Raw genomic sequence first — 19,287 nt, forward strand, 5'->3', positions numbered from 1 at the left:
GCTCGACGCGCCCGGCGCCCTTCGGTCGCCGGGGCAGGGCAGCCGTCAGTTGGCGAGCATTTCCTGGTGCTTGCTGGCCAGGCCCAGATAGGCTTCGATCACGCGCGGATCGTCGGCCAGTTGCTGCGCCGGGCCCTGTATGGCGATCTGGCCGGTTTCCAGCACATAGGCGTAATCGGCCACCCGCAGGGCGGCGCGCGCGTTCTGCTCCACCAGCAGAATCGATACCCCTTGCTCGCGCAGGGCGGTAATGATCCGGAAAATCTCCCGGGTAATCAGCGGCGCCAGGCCCAGGCTCGGTTCGTCGAGCATCAGGAGCTTGGGCTTGGCCATCAGTGCCCGACCCACGGCGAGCATTTGTCGTTCACCGCCAGACAATGTCGCTGCCAGTTGTTCACGGCGCTCCCAGAGACGCGGGAACAGCTCATAGATTTCGGCCAGCGTCTCGCTGTAGCGCCGGTCGCCCCGGCGATGGCGCTGGAAGGCGCCGAGCAGCAAGTTGTCGGCCACGCTCATGCTGGTGAACAGCTCGCGTTTTTCCGGCACCAGTCCCAGGCCCCGTGAGACCATCACTTCCACTTCCGGCAAGGCTTCCAGGCTGCCATCGAAATGAACCTGCCCCCGGGAGCCAAGCACGCCCATGATTGCCGAAAGCAGGGTGGTCTTGCCGGCGCCATTGGGGCCAATCACCGTCACGATCTGGCCCTTGCCCACCGTCAGGCTGGCGTCGCTCAGCGCTTCGACTTTGCCATAGGCCACGCTCAGGTCCTTGATCTCCAGCACGGCGTCGTCGACCTGGTTGCGCGGTGTGAGGTGCGGTTCCACTTGCATGTTCATCATTCGGCTCCTCCCAGATAGGCTTCCAGTACCGCGGGATCCTTCTGTACGTCTTCAGGCAATCCCTGGGCGATCCGCTGGCCGAACTCCATGACCACCACGCGGTCGACCAGGCCCATGACGAAGTCCATGTCGTGCTCGACCAGCAGGATCGCCATGCCTTCGCTGCGCAGGCGGCTGAGCAGGACGCCCAGGGCTTCCTTTTCTTTCAGACGCAGGCCGGCCGCGGGTTCGTCGAGCAGCAGCAGGTACGGGGCGGCGCACAAGGCGCGGGCAACTTCCAGAATCCGTTGTTGGCCCAGGGCCAGGCTCCCGGCCTCTTCATACAGGTAGTCGCCGAGGCCCACGCGCTCCAGTTGATGCCTGGCTTCGCCGAGCAACCGGGCTTCCTCGCGACGATCCAGGTGCAGGGCCGCCGACAGCACGCCTTGCTTGCCACGCAAATGCGCGCCAATGGCGACGTTCTCCAGCACGCTCATGTTGCCTAGCAGTTTCACGTGCTGGAAGGTGCGGCTCATGCCCATGCGTGCCACTTGCCGGGCATTCAGGCCATTGATCTTCTGGCCCATGAACAGCACATCGCCGCTGCTCGGTGTGTCGACACCGGATAGTTGGTTGAACAGGGTGCTTTTGCCGGCGCCGTTGGGGCCGATCAGCGCGAGGATTTCGCCGGAGCGGATTTCCAGGCTCATGTCGTTGTTGGCCACCAGCCCGCCGAAGCGTTTGGTCACATGCCGCGCTTCAAGGACTCGTTCGCCATGTTCAGGCCGTCGCCGATGTGCCAGCGGCACAGCCGGGGCGTCGGTGCTGTGGACCTGGCGGCGTACCTTGGCGCGGGCCGGTATCAGGCGCGCCAGCAATGGCCAGAGACCGGCGGGCGCACGCTGCATGAGGACCACGATCAGAATGCCGAACACGATGATTTCGTAGTTGCCGGTATGCCCCAGCAGAGCCGGCAACCAGTCCTGCAACCACTGCTTGAGCAGGGTCAGGATGCCCGCGCCGAGCAGGGCGCCCCAGACGCTGCCGACACCGCCGATCAAGGCCATGAACAGGTAGTCGATGCCCATGTTCAAACCGAATGGCGTCGGATTGACGAAGCGTTGGGTGTGGGCATAGAGCCAGCCGGAAATCGCCGCGAACACCGCGGAAATGATGAAGATCACCATCTTCGAACGGAAGGTGTCGACGCCCATCGATTCGGCCATTGCCTGGCCACCCTTGAGGGCGCGGATGGCGCGGCCTTCGCGAGAGTCGAGGAGGTTCTGGGTGATGACGATCGCCAGCAACAGCAGGGCCCAGATCAGGTAGAAAATGTTCTCGCCCTTGTCCAGCTTCAGGCCGAACAACGAGATCGACGGTAGGCCACCGACGCCGGTATGGCCGCCCAGAGATTCCAGGGTGCCGAACAGGTAGTACAGCGAAAGCCCCCAGGCAATCGTCCCTAGCGGCAGGTAATGCCCGGACAGCTTGAGCGTCAGCGCGCCGAGAATCAGCGCGACCGAAGCGGTGAGCACCACGCCCACCAGCAGCGTCAGCCAGGGTGACGTTCCGGCCCAGGCCAGCCAGGCCGGCAATTGTTCGGCGGTGGTCAGGTAGGCCGAGGTGTAGGCACCGAGCCCGACGAACGCGGCCTGGCCGAAACTGGTCATGCCGCCGACGCCTGTGAGCAGCACCAGCCCCAGCACCACCATGGCGTACATGCCGATGTAGTTGAGCAGGGTGACGTAGTAGGGGGGCAACAGCAGCGGCGCAATGCCCACCGCCAGCAACAAGGCAAGTAACAGGTAGCGCGAATTCATTCTTCTTCCTCCACATGACGACGGGTGAATGAACGCCAAAGCAGGAACGGAATAATCAGCGTGAACACGATGATTTCTTTATAGGTGCTGGCCCAGAACATGGAGAAGGCTTCGATCAGGCCCACCGCCAGGGCGCCGAGTGCGGCGACCGGATAGCTGACCAGCCCGCCAATGATCGCCCCGACGAAACCTTTGAGGCTGATGACGAAACCGGAGTCGAAGTACAGTGTGGTGATCGGCGCGATCAGGATCCCCGAAAGCGTGCCGATCAGCGCGGCGAGCAGGAAGGTCGACTTGCCCGCGAGCGTCGGGGAAATCCCCATCAGCCGGGCACCCATGCGGTTGATCGCGGTGGCACGCAAGGCCTTGCCATAAAGCGTGCGCTCGAAGAACAGGTACAAACCGACGATCAGCCCCAGGGACACGGTCAGGACCCAGAGGGTCTGGCTATTGAAGGTCACCGGACCGAGTTCCAGCCCGGCTTCGGAGAAGGGCCTGGTGCGGGCGCCTTCGGGGCCGTACAGCAATAGCGCCATACCGGTCATGCTGACGTGCACGGCGATCGACACAATCAGCAGGACCAGCGAACTGGCCGAGGCGATCGGTTGGAACACCAGGCGGTAGATTTGCGGCCCCAATGGTACCACCAGCGCCAGCGTCAGCAGTGCCTGGACCGCCATCGGCAACTCGGCCAATGGCAAGGTGTTGATCAGCACCGCCAGCAGCCCCGCGTAGCCGAGCTTGAAGAGAATGCGTACGGCAAGCCGAAGGCTCGCACGTGCCGCCCCCCACAGGTCGAGCGCGCAATCGATCAGTGTCAGGCCGAGTAGCAGCCAGACCAGGGCCGTCGGGTGGCCGTTCTGCAACGTGGCCATGGTCAAGGCGCCGTAGGTCACGAATTCACCCAGGGGGATCAACAGGATCCGGGTCACGGTGAACACCAGAAGGATCGACAGGGCCAACAGCGCATAGATCGCGCCGTTGGTCATGCCGTCCTGGCCCAGCAGCATGGCTATCTGGAAATTCATAATGAGAGCTCTTGTCTACAGATTGAATATCAGGCCCGCGTGCAGGTGCGGATCGCCTCGTCGGCAATCGAGCGGGGCGTGCGGCGGGCCGTGCAACCAGGCTTCGATCAATGGTCTTGCAGCAGCATCCAGGTGCCGTTCTTGACCACGATCAATTCGCGGCCGCGTTCGTCAAAGCCGCTGTGGTCTTGCGGTGTCATGTTGTAAACACCCTGGGTGCCGGCCAGTTCGTGGCTTTGCTCGAGTGCATCGCGCAGGGCCGCGCGAAACTCGGGAGTTCCGGGTGCGCCTTTCTTGGCTGCAATCGGGATTGCCTGCTGTAGCAGCAAGCCGGCGTCGAAGGTGTTCCCGCCGAAGGTCGCCGGTTTGCTGCCATTGAGCTTTTCGTAGGCCGTGGTGTAGTCGCTGGCGATTTTCTTCGAGGGGTGGCTGTCCGGGATTTCATCGATTACGAGCATCAGGCTGGCAGCCAGAATGGTGCCTTCGACCTTTTTTCCGCCCAGCTTGAGGAAGTCCGGCAGTGCCGCGCCGTGGGTCTGGTAGATCTGCCCGCGATAGCCCTGATCGAACAGTGTGGTCTGCGGCATCACCGCCGAGCTGCCGGGCGCGGCGACCAGTACCGCGTCGGGACGGCTGGCGAGTATTTTCAGGCTCTGCCCGGTGACGGACGTGTCCTGGCGCTGGAAGCGCTCGTTGGCCACGACCTTGATGTTGTGCTGCGCCGCCAGGCCGCTCACAACCTTGGCCCAGTTCTCGCCATAAGGGTCACCGGTGCCGATGAAGCCGAGTGTCTTCACGCCCTTCTTGGCCATGTGTTCGAACAGCGCCTTGGCGATCAGGTCATCGTTCTGCGTGGTCTTGAATACCCATTTCTTCTGCTCGGTCATCGGCAGCACCACCGCGGCGGTGCCAACCGGGGCCAGCAGCGGCACGCCAGCTTCGGCGACGAACTGGATCACACCCATGGCATTGGGCGAGCCGCTCGGGCCGATGATGGCGTCGACATTTTCTTCGTCGATCAACTTCTTCAGCGCCTTCACCGTAGCGCTCGGGTCGCTCGCATCATCCAGAGAAATGTACTTCACCGCCTGATCGCCAGCCTGGGCCGGCAGCAGGGGGATAGTGTTTTTCTGGGGTAGCCCGACCAGTGCGATCGGCCCGGTGGAGGAGGTAATGACCCCGACTTTCACATCTGCCTGGGCGGCAGCGCAGACGGCACTCAACAACAACGTGGACACGGCTTTTCTGAAAAGCATGACTTTCTCCGAAGAGTTGCAACGCGGCAAAAGGCTAATGGTCAGCCGCCCCGACCACGACGTGGTGCGAGTACGGCCCAAGGTACGGCCCTGTTTTTTGGGCGAACTGCTGCGACACCCCTGGGGCGTTACCGAGCCATTGAGGTGGCGCTCGACCATGAGCTATCGATCGAAGGCGATGAGGGCAAAAGCAGGTTGCATGCCAGAAATTTTTTGGTGCAGGGCGCAAACCCGTCATGGCGATACCCGGAGCGGGCAGTGTCGAGGCGATCCTGCCAAGGCCTTCCGGCGGTCTGTCACAGGGGCATCTGGAAGACGGATAAAACCGGCACCACACCATGCTGGGCAAGGCTTTGATCTGGATCAATAAAGGCCTTGATCGACCCCGAAAACCAAGAATTTGAACACTGAAAAATCAGTGTTTTTTTATGTTTTTTAAGTGGTTTTTTTCACGGTTTTATTTTTTTGTTTTTGGGTTTTCTGACGGAAGAGTCAACTCGATATTTTTCAAATGTTTTGTTGTTAATCGTTATTGATATCTAATTAACTTATTGATTTATAAGGGTAAATATTATGTTTTCCGGTTTTTCCCATCTCTATGCCGGTGTTACCAAACTGCACGTCACTGGTGCGAAAAGTGAAAATCTGCACCGAAAATACACATCTTTTTATTTGGTAAAATTCAATTGACATTTCACGTAATTATTATGATTTTAGATTTAAGCGTTCACCCAGGCTTTCATGCCGAGGGCATCCGTTCTGGCGATACACAAAGAGCAGGTAAAGAGCATGTCGATCGTTGTCCAGGATTTAGCTTTAGGGGGAGATGGCCTTTCGGTCATGGTGAAGGACACCATCGATATCGCGGGCTATCCGACCCGTGCTTCAAGCAACGCACTGGTCGATGCTCCGGCGGCCGGCGAGCATGCCCAAGTGGTCCGGGCGCTCCTGGGTGCGGGCTGCCGGATCACCGGCAAAACCAGCCTGCATGAACTGGCTTTCGGGACTACCGGCCTCAACGCCTGGACGGGCACGGCAGCCAATCCGCGCTACCCGGGCTATATACCGGGTGGCTCCTCCAGCGGTTCGGCGGCGGCGGTGGCGGGCGGGCTTTGCGACTTCGCGCTGGGCACCGATACCGGGGGCTCGGTACGGATTCCCGCGGCGTGCTGCGGGGTTTTCGGCCTCAAGCCTACCTTTGGCCGGATCAGTCGCCAGGGTGTCATGCCGACGCACAGCACCCTCGATTGCGTAGGCCCCCTGGCGCGGGATATGGATCGCTTGATCGAAGCGATGGGCATCATCGATCCCACGTTCGCCCCCGTCCCGCTGCCCGAGCATCTTGCTATCGGCGTAGTCGCGGTGGAGGTCCACGAACAGATCCAGGCGGTGGTTAACCAGGCGCTGGGGCGTTCGCACTTCAAGCTGCTTGAGCAGACGCTGCCTGGTATGTCCGCAGCGTATGGCGCCGGGATGGCGATCATCAACGCCGAAACCTGGGCCGCGTGCGGTCATCTGCTGCAAACCGGCCGGGTCGGCAGCGATGTCGCCGACCGTTTGCGCGCAGCCAGCCTGACCACGGCCAAGTTCGTTGAAGAAGCCGAAATCACCCGTCGCGCGTTTACCGCAGAAGTGGACGCAGCCCTGGCGATCACCCCAATCCTGGCCATGCCGACCATGCCCGACTTCCCATTGCGGGTCGTCGATGCGGCCGACACTCGCGCCGCCCTGGGCATGACCTCACTGGTGCGCGCTTTCAATCTTTCCGGTCATCCGGCTCTGAGCATTCCTCTGGAAAGCGCTTCGGGGCTCCCGATAGGCCTGCAACTCATTGCCGCCCATGGCGCGGACGAACTGCTGTGTGCAGTCGCCCGCGAGCTGGTCCGGCGCCTGGAAGAGTAAATCGTCATGCTTACTATGGAGAAACCCATGACTGCGCCAAGCGAGCTGAATCACCAGCGCCGTGTGCCGATCACGGCGAATGAAGCCTTTCAGAATCTGTTGGTCGAGATTCGCACGCGTGCCCGGAATGAAGAATTCGACCAGCAAAAATGCATCTCGCAGGATGTCATCGAACAGTTCCGCACGCTCGGCGTCTATCGTGCCCTGGTGCCCAAGCGCTTCGGCGGTGACGAGCGCTCACCGGCCGAGTTTTGCCAGATGGTCGAGGACATCTCCATCGCCGATGGGTCCGCCGGCTGGGTCGCCAGCTTCGGCATGAGCCCGGTTTATCTGGCGGCGCTACCGCTGGAAACCCTGCAGAAAATCTACGCCGACTCGCCTGACGTGGTATTCGCCGGCGGGATCTTCCCACCGCAGCCCGCGCCATTTGTCGAAGGTGGCCTGGAGGTGAACGGGCGCTGGAAATTTTCCAGCGGCTGCATGGGGGCGTCGCTGATCGGGGTGGGCATCAGCCCGAAGAACGGCGAGATGCTCGGCCTTCCACGGCTGGCGGTGATGCCTCGGGAAAAGGTGCGGATCGAGCAAACCTGGAACGTCGTCGGCCTGGTCGGCACCGGCAGCCATGACGTCGTCGTCGAAGGCGTCGTGGTGCCTGAGGAGTGGACGTTCGTTCGCGGCGGTCCTTCGAGTCTTGACGAGCCGTTTTTCCGCTATCCGTCCCTGTCGTTCGCCACTCAGGTCTTGTCGGTGGTCGGCCTGGGCGTTGCGCGCGCTGCCCTCGACGAGTTGAGTGGCATGGCCAGTGGCCGAATCTCTGTGACCGGTGCGCCGTCATTGTCCGACCGGCCGCTGGCTCAGGTCGAAATGGCCAAGGCCGAAGCGGCGCTGCGCGCTGCGCGGTCGTGGTTCTACCAGGCGATCGACGATGCCTGGGCCAGCGTCCTGGCCGGCGATCCGGTGAGTGTCGAGCAGACCAATATGCTGCGCTTGTCCTCGACCCATGCCACTCGTGTCTCGGCCGATGTAGCGCGCACCGCGCAAATGCTTTCGGGTATGAGCGGGGTGTACCGTACCAGCCCCCTGTCGCGCTTCGTCAACGACACTCAGGTCATTACCCAGCACGCCTTCATGGGTGACATGACTTACCAGAACGCCGGCGCGATTTTCTTCGGCAATAAGCCGCTGCCGGGCTACCTGTAATTTTCCCTACTGATTGGTGAACCCCATGACCGATAAAAAATCCCTGCGAGTCCTGTTCTGCATCGGCATCAACCAGAACTTCTTCGATGCTCCGCGTCCCGAGGCGCTGGAGGTATGGGCCGCGTTCGGCGTCATGTGGAACGGCATCGCCGATCTGCCTGGCGTGACCGTGCTGGGCAACATGGACGATGACCAGAGCATGGTCGGCCCCTCCGCCGGTTGGCCCTGGACCACGTATCTGCTGGCCGATGTGCCGGACATCGAAACCGTCCACGCCGCCTGCAATCTGTTTCGCACCACGGAGGTCGGCGATGGCCCCTACAAACTTTGGAAGTACTGCAAGGTCGAGGCCCGTACCGGTCGCGAACTGATCATCCAGCGCTGAATCGAGAGCAGTCGCCATGTCATCACAAGAGCATTTGCGCGCACTGGAGCAGCGGCTCCAACAGCTGGAAAGCGAGAACGCCATTCGCGCCTGCATGAACCGCTACATGTTCCTGTGCGATGAACTGGGCGTGGGCTCCCCCCTCGAGGAGCTGGCCGCTCTGTTCACGGCGCAGGCGATCTGGGAAGGCAAGGGAGCCAGGTACCAGAACAGCTTCGGCGGTTACCGCGGGCGTGAGGCGATCAAAGCGATGTTTGCGACCTACATGGTCGAACCCGCGCACTTTTCGCTGAACGTGCATTTCCTGACCTCGGAGCTGATCCGGGTCAGCGGCGAGACCGCGGATGCCAGTTGGGTGATGTTGCAGGCCTCGACCTTTGCCTCGGGTGCCTCGCACCTCAACAGCGCTCGCCTCAGCGTGCGGTTCGCCCAGGAACAGGGGCAGTGGCGCATGGCGCACTTTCAGACCGAGAACCTGTTCAGTCGCCCGGTCGATACCTGGAATAGCGCCGCCCACCTGCCCGTACCTGGCCAATCCGGGGAGTGACACCCGGAATTCTTGAAGTCGGCGACGCCTGCCGACGAGGAGTGATCGTGAATAACCTGATAAACACCGTAACGCTGGACGCCAGCCCCTCCGAGCTGGTTCTGCATGACCGTGTTCACACGTCGATGTACACCGATGGCAAGCTCTTCGAGCAGGAGCTGGACAAGATTTTCTACAGCACCTGGATCTGGGTCGCGCATGCCAGCGAGATTCCCGATTCCGGCAGCTACAAGAGCACTTACGTCGGCAAGCAGCCGGTAATCGTCGTACGCGACCGCAAGAAAGACGTGCATGTGTTGCTCAACCGCTGCCGCCATCGTGGCGCAACGGTGTGCGAACACAAGAAGGGCAAGACCAACAGTTTCGTCTGCCCTTATCACGGCTGGAGCTACGCCCTGGATGGCAGCCTGCGTGGTGTGCCGCACCCGGAAAGTTACGGCGATTGCCTGGAAAAGGCCGACTTGCCTTTGGTCGGCCTGCGTGTCGAGCAATACAACGGCATGATCTTCGCCACCTTCAAGGATGATATCGAGCCCCTCGTCGACTTCCTCGGCCCGGCGAAGAAGTGGATTGACCTGTTCATGAAGCAGGGCGCCGGTTACCCGGTCAAGGTGGGAGGCGAGCATCGCTTCCGCTTCCCCGGCAACTGGAAAATCCAGCTGGAAAACACCACCGATGCCTATCACTTCCCGCTGGTGCACAAGTCGTTCCTGTCGTCCGTGGATGAACAGACGCTGGAGCTGTTCGATTTCGTCAAAGGGCCGGGCTACGTCGAAGACCTCGGCAACGGCCACAGCGTGATGGTGATGATCCCCGACCTGGTCGATCTGGAGGCCAATCTCGATTTGCCGATCCCGGCGCGCTTTGAGGATCTGGCCGCGCAACTGCGCGCCGAAGGCCAGGACGAGGAATCGGTCCGCCGTATCGTACGCGCGGTAGGCGGTTCGGGCTTCAACCTCAACCTGTTCCCGAACGTCGCTTGTTCCATGGCGTTCTTCCGGGTGCTGCAACCCATCGCAGTGGACGAAACCGAAATCCATCACGCGGTGATCACCATGGACGGTGGCCCGGCCGTGGCCAACCGTTATCGCCTGCGCCTGCATGAGCACTTCCAGGGCCCGATGGGGTTTGGCACGCCGGACGATTCCGAGGCATGGGAGCGCGTACAGCGCGGCGCCAGTGCCGGCACCGATCTGTGGATCATGCTCAATCGCGGCCTGCCGGGCGAAAAGGAGTCGGAAGACGGGCGGGTGAGCGATGTGAGTGCCGAGACCGGCATGCGCGCTGGCTACCAGCAGTGGAAAAAGATGATGTCGGCCTGAGTCGATGGAGAACACCATGATCAATCTGCAATTGCTCAACCAGGTCAGCGCTTTCATTTGGCAGGAAGCGGACATGCTCGATCACGGCGATTTTGCCGAATGGCTCGATCTGTGGACCGAGAACGCGACTTACATCATCCCGATCGATCCGCTGGAAACCGATTTCGAGAACACCCTGAACTACGCCTACGACGATCACCACATGCGTCAGTTGCGCGTGGCCCGATTGACCAGCGGCGAGTCGATTTCGACCACCCCGCGGGCGCGCACCGTGCGCAGTCAGTCGCGCTTTCGCCTGTTGTCGGATCGAGACGGGGTGGTCACCGTGCGTTGCGCACAGAACCTGCGCGAGTTCCGCAAGGATGTGCTCAAGCAGTACACCGCCGATGTCACATTCGAGCTGGTGCTCAGCGGTGACAGTTTCAAGATCCAGCGCAAGCTGATTCAACTGATCAACTCCACCGATACCCTCGCGGGTATCGGTTACATCCTCTGAGGACGCTGCCATGACACAGGTTGCATTGGTCACCGGAGCGGCCCAGGGGCTGGGCAGGAGCATTGCCGAGCAACTGCTGAACAGCGGCTACCGGGTCGTGATCAGCGACCGCTCGCTGGAGTCGGCGCAAGCCACCGCCGCTGAGCTGGACGCTACTGGCGAACGGGTGCTGGCGCTCAAGCTCGACGTGTCGAGCAAGGTCGATTTCGAGGACGCTCTGGCGGCTGTCGTCGCGCATTGGGGGGCGTTGCAGGTGGTGGTGAACAACGCCGCGATGACCATGACCACGCCCGTGATGCAGATCAGCCCGGAAGAGTTCGACCGGGTGGTGAGCGTTAACCAGCGCGGCACGTTTGTCGGCTGCCAAGTGTTCGGCAGCTATCTGGCGACCCGGGGGTACGGGAGGATCATCAATATGGCCTCCCTGGCCGGGCAGAACGGCGGCACCGCGACCGGCGCGCATTACGCCGCCTCCAAGGGCGCAATCATCACCTTGACCAAGATCTTTGCCAAAGAGCTGGCGGCCTCCGGTGTCACGGTCAACGCCATCGCCCCGGGCCCTGTCGAGTCGCCGGCGGTACGTGCCGCCGTGCCGCCCGAGCGCCTGGAGAAACTGATAGAGGCGATTCCGGTCAAGCAATTGGGCAACGCCGCATTCATCGGCAGGCTGATCGTGCAACTGGCCAGCGAAGACGCCTACTTCACCACCGGGGCGACCTGGGACGTGAACGGCGGGCTCTTCATGCGCTGAGGTCATTGGCGCCACGTTTTGCAACAGCAGCAGGGCGTGCCCAGGTGCGCGCCCGTACAACCAATTCGGGACAGTCCGGTATGAGCGATCAATTATTGAAAGTTGTCGTGCGCAAGCGCGAAGAGCAGGGCGAAGGTGTCGTCGTGCTGGATCTGAGCGATGCGTCGGGACAGCCCTTGCCCGCGTTCGAGGCGGGCGCGCATGTCGATATCCATCTCAAGGCTGGGCTGATTCGTCAGTATTCGCTGTGTGGCGATCCGGCCAACGCCAGCGCCTATCGCTTGGGGGTACTCAAGGATCCCGCCTCGCGGGGCGGTTCGGTGGCGGTGCATGAGTGGTTGCAAGAAGGGCGCGAGATCGAGATCAGCCTGCCGCGCAATCACTTTCCGCTGGCCAGCGATGCCAGGCGCTCGATCCTGATCGGTGGCGGTATCGGCATTACCCCGATGGTCGCCATGGCCTACGCATTGAATGCCCGCGGCAGCGATTTCGAACTGCACTATTGCGGCCGCTCGCGCAGTCGCAGCGCCTTTCTCGACGAGTTGGGCAGCGCTGCGTTTGCTTCCCGGTTGCACACGCATTTCGACGACGAAGCCGTCGAACAGAAACTCGACCTGTCCAGGGTGCTGGGCACCCCCCAGGCCGGTGTACACCTGTATGTCTGCGGACCGTCCGGCTTCATGGACTGGATCATTGCCCAGGCCCTGGAAGCAGGTTACGCCGACGATCATGTGCACCGCGAATACTTCCAGGTCGAAGTCGACACCTCGGGCGCGGGCTTCGAAGTGGTTGCCCAGCGTAGTGGCAAGACCGTCCAGGTGGTCGAGGGCCAGAGCATTGTCGAGGCACTGGCTGCCGTGGGCATCAGGATTGAAGTGTCCTGTGAGCAGGGCGTTTGCGGCACCTGCTTGTGCGACGTTATCGAAGGCGAACCGGATCACCGCGACGTGTATCTCACGGATGACGAAAAATCCGCCAATGACCAGATTCTGGTGTGCTGTTCCCGAGCCAAATCCAAGAAGCTGGTGCTGGATATCTGATAGACCGGAGGGTAAGACCATGGTCGATACAACGGGATTTCGTAACTCAATGGCAATGCTCGGTGGTGCGGTTTCGATCATCACCACCGATGGCCCTGCGGGTCGTTTCGGCTTCACCGCTTCGGCGGTGTGCAGCGTGACCGACCAGCCGCCGACACTGTTGGTGTGCATGAATCGCTCGTCGTTTTCCAATGTGCATTTCAAGAGTAATGGGGTGCTGAGCGTGAACGTCCTGACGCCGGGGCACCAGGAGGTATCGGGGGCGTTTTCCAACCGCAACCTCGATGCCGAGCAGCGCTTTTCCTGCGCATCCTGGACCACCCTGGAAAGTGGGGCGCCGCTGCTCGATGAGGCACTGGTGAGTTTTGACTGCCGCATCGCCCAGGCTCATGAAGTCGGATCGCACACAATTTTCTATTGCGAAGTCCTGGGTATCCGTAATGGCGAAAGCCAGGAAGGCCTGGTGTATTTCAATCGCGCCTACCACCGCTTGGGAGATGCATCCAAAGCAACTCCCTGACAGGGTTGGAACCCGGAAGTTTCGATAAGGACTTCCATGATCATTAAGTTTATTGAATAACAAGAAAGCAGTTGTCGCTGTTCTGGCGAATGACTGTGTTACGCCTTTTTTTGCAGTGAGTGGTTATAAAAACAATACTGCGGATTGACTGCCTAAGTTTAACTTTTGCTGAACTAATCTGCTTCCACTAGCCGTGCCTTTGTGCATGTAAAAAAGAAGGAACGCTTGATGTCTCAGAATCGCTGGGTAAGCCGTGGCGTCACTCCTGTGGCCGTGATGGGAATCTTCATGCCGGTCGTTGTATATGCCGACTTCGTAGATGACAGACAAGTCAGTCTGGGGATGCGCAACTTCTACATTGACCGTGATTTCAAACAGCATGACGCGCCGCAATCCCGGGTGGGCAGTTGGACCCAAGGTTTCGATTTTCGCGCGATCTCGGGTTACACCGAAGGCACGCTGCAGTTTGGCCTGGACCTTTCGGCGCAGTACGCCTATCGCTTGGACGGCGGCGGTGGACGGGGCCCGGACAGCATCATTCCGTACGATGCCAGCAAGGGCGAACAAGTCCGTGACTATGGCCGTGCGGCGCTGACCGGCAAGGTGCGTTACAACAAAACCGAACTCAAGATAGGTGAACTTCGTCCGACGTTGCCGGTGGCCTACATCGACGATTCGCGGCAATTGATCACCACGTATCACGGTGTACAGATCGAATCCAGGGAAGTGGAAAAGCTGACACTGACGGGCGGTCGCTTTACCGAAATCAGCTCCCGGGAGTCTTCCAATACCGAGAAGATGTACTTGTTCAATGGTCCCAACATAAAACGCCGCAGTGATGGGTTGAACTTTGCGGGTGCCACCTATGTATTTACCCCAAACTTGTCCGGTACTTATTTCTTCGGGCAACTGGAGGATATCTATAAACAACACTACCTGGGGCTGACCTATAACCATGATCTGGGTGCCGGTTACGGCTTGAAGACAGACCTTCGTTACTTCAATCACAGTGAAGACGGCAAAGCGCTGTACGGCGATATCGACAACCGCTCCTATGGCGTCATGACCACCCTGAAAAAAGGCGCCCACGCCTTCGGTGTCGGCTACCAGCGCATGCTCGGCGAGTCGACATTCCCGACGCTCAATGGCTATGCGCCGCAGCCTTACCTGGTGAACTGGTCGACAGTGGCGTTCGTCAAACCGAACGAAAGCTCCTGGCAATTGCGTTATGACTACAACTTCGCGGGCGTCGGGTTGCCGGGGTTGAAATTGATGACGCGTTACATACGCGGCACCGGTATCGACCGGGGCAGCAATAGCCTCGAACAGAACGTCGAAAGTGAACGCAACATCGTGCTCGGCTATGTGGTGCAAAGCGGTCCCCTGAAGGACTTAGGTTTCGAGTGGCGCCGGATTGACGTAAAGACGCGCTATGGCAATGGCAGGGCGTCGGGGGTGGACTATCAGGAAAATCGCCTGATCACGACCTACACCTGGAAGTTCTGAAATCCCTGGAAGTCGTTCGCGGCTTCCAGGCCGGCCTGCGCATCCGGCACGGTTGAACTTCAACATTATTTTTCCTTCGTCCGGAGCGCTCCTTCCGGACTTTTTTACCGCGGTTTTTATGCCGCGCTTTAAGGATTGCCTATGCGTCGTTTTTATACCGGCTGCGACTTGGATCGCGTTCACAGTATCGCCGAATTGGCCGAGATAGCCCGGCGGCGCTTGCCTTACTTCGTGTGGGAGTACCTCAGCGGCGGTGCGGAGGCCGAATTGACGCTCAAGGATAATCTCGCGGCGTTCAGCGCCTTTGGCCTGCATTCCAGGGCCATGGTGCCCTGCCATGCGCCCGACACTTGTCGCGCCGTGCTCGGCCGGGTGTTGCCCATGCCGATGCTGATTGGGCCGACGGGCTATAACGGCCTGCTGCACCGCGATGCCGACATTCACTTGGCCAGGGCGGCAACGGCACGGGGGCTGCCCTTCAGCCTGAGTACCGCGTCCAATACCTCGCTTGAAGAGCTTGTCGCGGCGGTGCCTGGTGTCGACCTGTGGTTCCAGATGTACGCCATGCGCGATCCGCGGGTGCAAAACGATTTGCTGCAGCGGGCCGCCGACGCAGGCTGCCGGACCCTGGTGTTGACCTGTGATGCGATGGTGCTGGGTAATCGCCAATGGGACCGGCGCAATTTTGCCAGGTCGCGCCAGCTGACATGGCGCAACAAGCTGGATGTGGTCCGCCACCCGCGCTGGCTCAAGCAGGTGATGTGGCCATCGGGGCTGCCCGGCATGGGCAACCTCGAACCCTACTTGCCACCGCGCGAGCGTAACCCCCTGGGATCGATGGCGTTTATCGGCCAGCAGATGGATACCTTGCTCGACTGGGACATGTTGGCGCGTTTGCGTGAGCAGTGGGGAGAGCGACTGTTGCTCAAGGGCGTATTGCATCCGGCAGATGTGGAGCGCGCCATCACCCTTGGGCTCGACGGCGTGGTGGTGTCCAACCACGGTGGTCGCCAGCTGGACGGTGCACTGAGCAGTCTCGACGCGCTGGCGGCCATCGCCCCGCAGGCACGGGGCAAACTCAGCCTGCTGCTCGACGGCGGCATTCGCCGTGGCAGCGACATCGTCAAAGCGCTCGCCTTGGGTGCGGATGCCGTGCTGCTGGGCCGATCCACCCTTTACGGGGTGGCGGCGGCCGGTGAAGCCGGAGCAGGACGGGCATTGGACCTGCTGACGGCTGAACTCGCACTGACCATGAACCTGATGGGCTGTACTCACCTCAATCACCTTGACGGTGACAGCGTGTTCCAGCGTCGACGCGCTTGAGCATCAAACTGCGTTGCAAGCTGGAACAGCTAACTGCGTTGCAGAACCGCCCGGATATTTGACCGCGCGCTCGAGTCGAGGGAGCTGTCGCCGGTGTTCAGCGACGCAATGTATTTTTCGTTGTGGGTGCGGATCATCCACGCATCTCTGGTCCTGAGCCGAGGTATTCATGAAGCTGTACGAGTTGATCACGTTCACCGTGCGCGTGCGCACTGTCGCCATCGCCATGGTGTGTCTGGAACAGCGCCTGCTGGCGCAAGGCGCCGGCGTGAAGTTGATGGGGTGCTGGGCATCAGAGGTCGGCCCGCTGAATCAGATCGCGATGTTGCGCGGCTTTGCCGACGAGGCGTCTCGCCAGGTCGAGCGCGAGCGTTATCTGGCGGCTGCCGACGCGTTTGGCATTGAGGCGTATCTGATGGAGATGCGCGTGGAAAACTATTCGTTGTTTCCCTTTCTCCAGCCGCTGCCTGCCGGGCGGCACGGGCCGTTCTACGAGTTTCGTATCTACGATCTGCTGCCATCCGGTCTGGCACCCACGCTGAGGGGCTGGAAAAAAGCGCTGGGCCCCAGAACCGCCGAGCAATATTCGCCGGTATATGCCGCCTTCTATGCCACCGACGGTCAGTTGCCTCGGTACTTGCACATCTGGCCGTACTACTCGCTCGAACAGCGCCTGGACGTGCGCACCCGTGCCGTACAGGATGGCGTCTGGCCGCCGGAAAACTCAGGTCCGCAACTGCGCGACATGCATTCGACGATCTACCTGCCGGCGAGCTTTTCGCCGTTGCTGTGAGACGGCCGCTGATCGGTGAGGCGCGGTTCACTCAACGCTAGTCATTCCCCACGCCATGTTTTGCCCAGGACAGTCAGGCCGACCTCACAGCTGATCCGCATCGATCACCGCCTGGGCGAACGCCCGCGGGGCTTCCTGCGGCAGGTTGTGGCCGATGCCGCCGCTGATCAGGCGGAACTGGTATTTGCCGGTGAAACGCTTGGCGTAATCCGCAGGGTTCGGGTGCGGCGCGCCGTTGGCATCGCCTTCGAGGGTGATGGTCGGCACGCTGATGGTTGGGGCCGTGGCCAGTTTCTGTTCCAGGGGGGCGTAGCGGCTTTCGCCTTGAACCAGCCCCAGGCGCCAGCGGTAGTTGAACACCGTGATATCGACATGGTCGGGGTTGTCCAGGGCCTTGGCGCTGCGCTCGAAGGTGGCGTCGTCGAACGTCCATTGCGGCGAGGCCAGTTGCCAGATCAGCTTGGCGAAGTCATGGGTGTTTTTCTCATAGCCGGCGCGCCCGCGATCGGTGGCGAAATAGAACTGGTACCACCACTGCAATTCCGCCTTGGGCGGCAGCGGGTTCTGGCCGGCCGCCTGATTGCCGATCAGGTAGCCGCTGACCGACACCAGCGCCTTGACCCGCTCCGGCCACAGCGCCGAGACGATATCCGCCGAACGCGCGCCCCAGTCATAACCACTAAGCACCGCTTGCTTGATCTTCAGCGCATCCATGAAGTCGATGACGTCACTGGCCAGCGCGGCCGGTTGGCCATTGCGCAGGGTTTTCGCCGACAGGAAACGGGTATCGCCGTAGCCGCGGGCATAGGGCATCAGCACCCGATAACCCTTGGCCGCCAGCAAGGGCGCGACCTCATCAAAGCTGTGAATGTCGTACGGCCAGCCGTGCAGCAGAATCACCACCGGGCCATCGGCCGGGCCGGTTTCGGCGTATGCCACGTCCAACAGCCCGGCGTTGACATGCTTCAGCGGGCCGAACGGCGAAGGGGCGGCATAAGTAGTGCCGGTGCTGCTCGCGTCGGTTTGCGCCGCTGCGGGCGTCTGCGCCTGGGCCGTGCCGAGGATGCCGAACAGGGTGAGGGCCAGGACCGACGCGCCGATTGTGTGGTTGCGCAGTGTCATCTTCATGCTGATCTCTCCATTGGATTGCAAGCCGGGGGTGAGGATCTGGCCGATCCCCTTCAACCTGGGTTGCATTTGACGGCCGCAACGTATCTGGCCTGTGTCCGAATCCCGGGGCGGATGCAAGCGCGTGTACCGGGGAGGGCGGTAGATACAGTGCGATACATGACGTAGCCCGAGAGTCCCCGCGGATAGCCGTGGCAGGGCACGAAGCCGTTCGTGTGTCCGGATCGGCGACGGTTTTCGACCGCGCCGTGGCCCCGTCGGACGCTTTGCTCGAAGGCAATGTCTGCTTCGTGGGCAAATTTCCATTGCCAGATCCGGGCCATTGGAGGTAGTTTGTAAAACGATTTAGTAAAACGTTTTACTAAACTCGTGCAAATGTCGCAAAACAACAACAAAAGAGAACAGCCTCATGCCTCTGACCCGACGTCGTTTCGTGCAGTGTGCCGCCCTCAGTGCCTGCGCGCTGGCCCTGCCTTCCATTGCCCGTGCCGCCCCTTTGGTATTGCGCTTGTCCTCGACCATGACGGCGGACGAGAACTCGGCGCACTACCTGTTCTACCAACGCCTGGCCGAGAACCTGAAACAGTCCGTGGGCGACCGTATCCGTATCGATTTTTTCCCCAACGGCCAACTCGGCAAAGAGGCCGATGTGGTGCAACAGGTGCGCCTGGGCTCGATCGACCTGATGGTCTCCGGGAGTTCGATCTGGGCCACGGCCCTGCCGGAACTGGCGCTGCTGGACCTGGGGTTCCTGTTCGACAGCTACGAGCATGTCGCCCGCTCCGTGGATGGCGGCGTCGGCGAGATCTACAACGGGCTGCTGCGCGAGCGCACCGGTTGCTCGGTCGTGGGCTGGGGCGCGCATTTCAGCGCGCGCAGCGTCTATACCAAGCCGCCGATCAAGGATCTCGAGAGCATCAGGAATACCAAGCTGCGGGTCCTGCCGACCCAGGCGTTCATCGAAACCTTCAAGCTGCTGGGCGCGATCCCGACCCCCATTGCCTTCAATGAGGTCTACACCGCCATCCAGACGGGGGTGGTGGAAGGCTTCGAGCACGATGCCGCCAGCGTACTGGCCAACAAGCTCGACGAAGTGGTGAGCCACAGCTGGCAGACCGACCATTTGTTCAGCCCTTGCATTGCCGTGATCGGCAAGCGCGGGCTGGCGAAGATTCCCGCCGACCTGCAACCGGTGTTCATGGCGGCTGCCCGGGAGGCCAGCGTGTCCCAGCGCCGGGCGGCCGCGATCAAAGGCGCCGAAGCCATCGCCGCGCTGGGCAAGGGCGGCATGACCTTCTTCCCCATGGCTGACGCCGAGCGCGCCAGCATCCGTACCCTCATGCGCGACAAACTCTGGCTGCCGTTCACCCGGACCACGCCGTCCATGGCTTCGGTGCTGGGACTTATCGACGCGGCCAGGGCGTGATCCAGGCCAGCCCCCATAACAAGAG

At 61.2% G+C, this 19,287-nt stretch carries 18 protein-coding genes; 13 read left to right on the forward strand and 5 right to left on the reverse strand.

Features of this window, described 5'->3' with window-relative positions; all coding sequences use genetic code 11:
* Positions 1 to 45: 45 nt before the first annotated feature.
* The 4 genes from AC07VU_RS21265 to AC07VU_RS21280 all read right to left on the reverse strand — a co-directional run bounded on the left by AC07VU_RS21265 (position 46) and on the right by AC07VU_RS21280 (position 4,923).
* A complete protein-coding gene (locus AC07VU_RS21265) occupies positions 46 to 840 on the reverse strand; it encodes an ABC transporter ATP-binding protein (RefSeq protein WP_172963059.1) in 795 nt (264 codons plus the stop codon).
* Positions 837 to 2,639: a branched-chain amino acid ABC transporter ATP-binding protein/permease gene (locus AC07VU_RS21270; protein WP_007931983.1), complete on the reverse strand. Its 1,803-nt coding sequence runs from the start codon at positions 2,637 to 2,639 to the stop codon at positions 837 to 839. The genes AC07VU_RS21265 and AC07VU_RS21270 overlap by 4 nt, the downstream gene beginning before the upstream one ends.
* On the reverse strand, positions 2,636 to 3,667 hold the full coding sequence (locus tag AC07VU_RS21275) for a branched-chain amino acid ABC transporter permease (protein ID WP_007931981.1): 1,032 nt from the start codon (positions 3,665 to 3,667) through the stop codon (positions 2,636 to 2,638). The genes AC07VU_RS21270 and AC07VU_RS21275 overlap by 4 nt, the downstream gene beginning before the upstream one ends.
* A gap of 107 nt (positions 3,668 to 3,774) precedes the next feature.
* Positions 3,775 to 4,923 carry an ABC transporter substrate-binding protein gene (locus tag AC07VU_RS21280; protein WP_007931979.1) on the reverse strand — a complete coding sequence of 383 codons (1,149 nt, stop codon included), beginning with the start codon at positions 4,921 to 4,923 and terminating at the stop codon, positions 3,775 to 3,777.
* A 789-nt stretch (positions 4,924 to 5,712) separates the two neighbouring features.
* Here AC07VU_RS21280 and AC07VU_RS21285 point away from each other — a divergent pair.
* The 12 genes from AC07VU_RS21285 to AC07VU_RS21340 all read left to right on the forward strand — a co-directional run bounded on the left by AC07VU_RS21285 (position 5,713) and on the right by AC07VU_RS21340 (position 16,708).
* Positions 5,713 to 6,825, forward strand: coding sequence for an amidase (locus AC07VU_RS21285; protein ID WP_037036061.1), 1,113 nt, complete (start codon positions 5,713 to 5,715; stop codon positions 6,823 to 6,825).
* Positions 6,826 to 6,852: 27 nt separating this feature from the next.
* Entirely contained in the window at positions 6,853 to 8,025 is a 1,173-nt protein-coding gene (locus AC07VU_RS21290) for an acyl-CoA dehydrogenase family protein (protein WP_007931976.1), read from the forward strand.
* 25 nt (positions 8,026 to 8,050) lie between these two features.
* On the forward strand, positions 8,051 to 8,410 hold the full coding sequence (locus AC07VU_RS21295) for a hypothetical protein (protein ID WP_007931975.1): 360 nt from the start codon (positions 8,051 to 8,053) through the stop codon (positions 8,408 to 8,410).
* A gap of 16 nt (positions 8,411 to 8,426) precedes the next feature.
* Positions 8,427 to 8,957: a nuclear transport factor 2 family protein gene (locus AC07VU_RS21300; protein ID WP_007931973.1), complete on the forward strand. Its 531-nt coding sequence runs from the start codon at positions 8,427 to 8,429 to the stop codon at positions 8,955 to 8,957.
* Between the two features lie 47 nt (positions 8,958 to 9,004).
* Positions 9,005 to 10,279, forward strand: coding sequence for an aromatic ring-hydroxylating oxygenase subunit alpha (locus AC07VU_RS21305; protein WP_277588567.1), 1,275 nt, complete (start codon positions 9,005 to 9,007; stop codon positions 10,277 to 10,279).
* 19 nt (positions 10,280 to 10,298) lie between these two features.
* Positions 10,299 to 10,775 carry an aromatic-ring-hydroxylating dioxygenase subunit beta gene (locus tag AC07VU_RS21310; RefSeq protein WP_274306782.1) on the forward strand — a complete coding sequence of 159 codons (477 nt, stop codon included), beginning with the start codon at positions 10,299 to 10,301 and terminating at the stop codon, positions 10,773 to 10,775.
* A 10-nt stretch (positions 10,776 to 10,785) separates the two neighbouring features.
* Positions 10,786 to 11,526: an SDR family NAD(P)-dependent oxidoreductase gene (locus AC07VU_RS21315; protein WP_274306557.1), complete on the forward strand. Its 741-nt coding sequence runs from the start codon at positions 10,786 to 10,788 to the stop codon at positions 11,524 to 11,526.
* 80 nt (positions 11,527 to 11,606) lie between these two features.
* Positions 11,607 to 12,566, forward strand: a complete 960-nt coding sequence (locus AC07VU_RS21320; RefSeq protein WP_274306558.1) for a PDR/VanB family oxidoreductase — start codon at positions 11,607 to 11,609, stop codon at positions 12,564 to 12,566.
* A gap of 19 nt (positions 12,567 to 12,585) precedes the next feature.
* Positions 12,586 to 13,086 (forward strand): flavin reductase, encoded by a 501-nt coding sequence (locus AC07VU_RS21325; protein WP_007931961.1) that lies wholly within the window; start codon positions 12,586 to 12,588, stop codon positions 13,084 to 13,086.
* 228 nt (positions 13,087 to 13,314) lie between these two features.
* Positions 13,315 to 14,592, forward strand: a complete 1,278-nt coding sequence (locus AC07VU_RS21330; protein WP_053260827.1) for an OprD family porin — start codon at positions 13,315 to 13,317, stop codon at positions 14,590 to 14,592.
* Between the two features lie 141 nt (positions 14,593 to 14,733).
* On the forward strand, positions 14,734 to 15,915 hold the full coding sequence (locus AC07VU_RS21335; protein ID WP_007931959.1) for an alpha-hydroxy acid oxidase: 1,182 nt from the start codon (positions 14,734 to 14,736) through the stop codon (positions 15,913 to 15,915).
* A 169-nt stretch (positions 15,916 to 16,084) separates the two neighbouring features.
* A complete protein-coding gene (locus AC07VU_RS21340) occupies positions 16,085 to 16,708 on the forward strand; it encodes an NIPSNAP family protein (RefSeq protein WP_007931954.1) in 624 nt (207 codons plus the stop codon).
* A gap of 84 nt (positions 16,709 to 16,792) precedes the next feature.
* Here AC07VU_RS21340 and AC07VU_RS21345 read toward each other — a convergent pair whose 3' ends face one another.
* Positions 16,793 to 17,836: an alpha/beta fold hydrolase gene (locus AC07VU_RS21345; RefSeq protein WP_495030415.1), complete on the reverse strand. Its 1,044-nt coding sequence runs from the start codon at positions 17,834 to 17,836 to the stop codon at positions 16,793 to 16,795.
* Between the two features lie 409 nt (positions 17,837 to 18,245).
* Between AC07VU_RS21345 and AC07VU_RS21350 the strand changes: the two genes are divergently transcribed.
* Positions 18,246 to 19,262: a TRAP transporter substrate-binding protein gene (locus AC07VU_RS21350; RefSeq protein WP_053260829.1), complete on the forward strand. Its 1,017-nt coding sequence runs from the start codon at positions 18,246 to 18,248 to the stop codon at positions 19,260 to 19,262.
* Positions 19,263 to 19,287 lie beyond the last annotated feature (25 nt).

The organism is Pseudomonas sp. GW821-FHT02B10 (assembly GCF_059421865.1).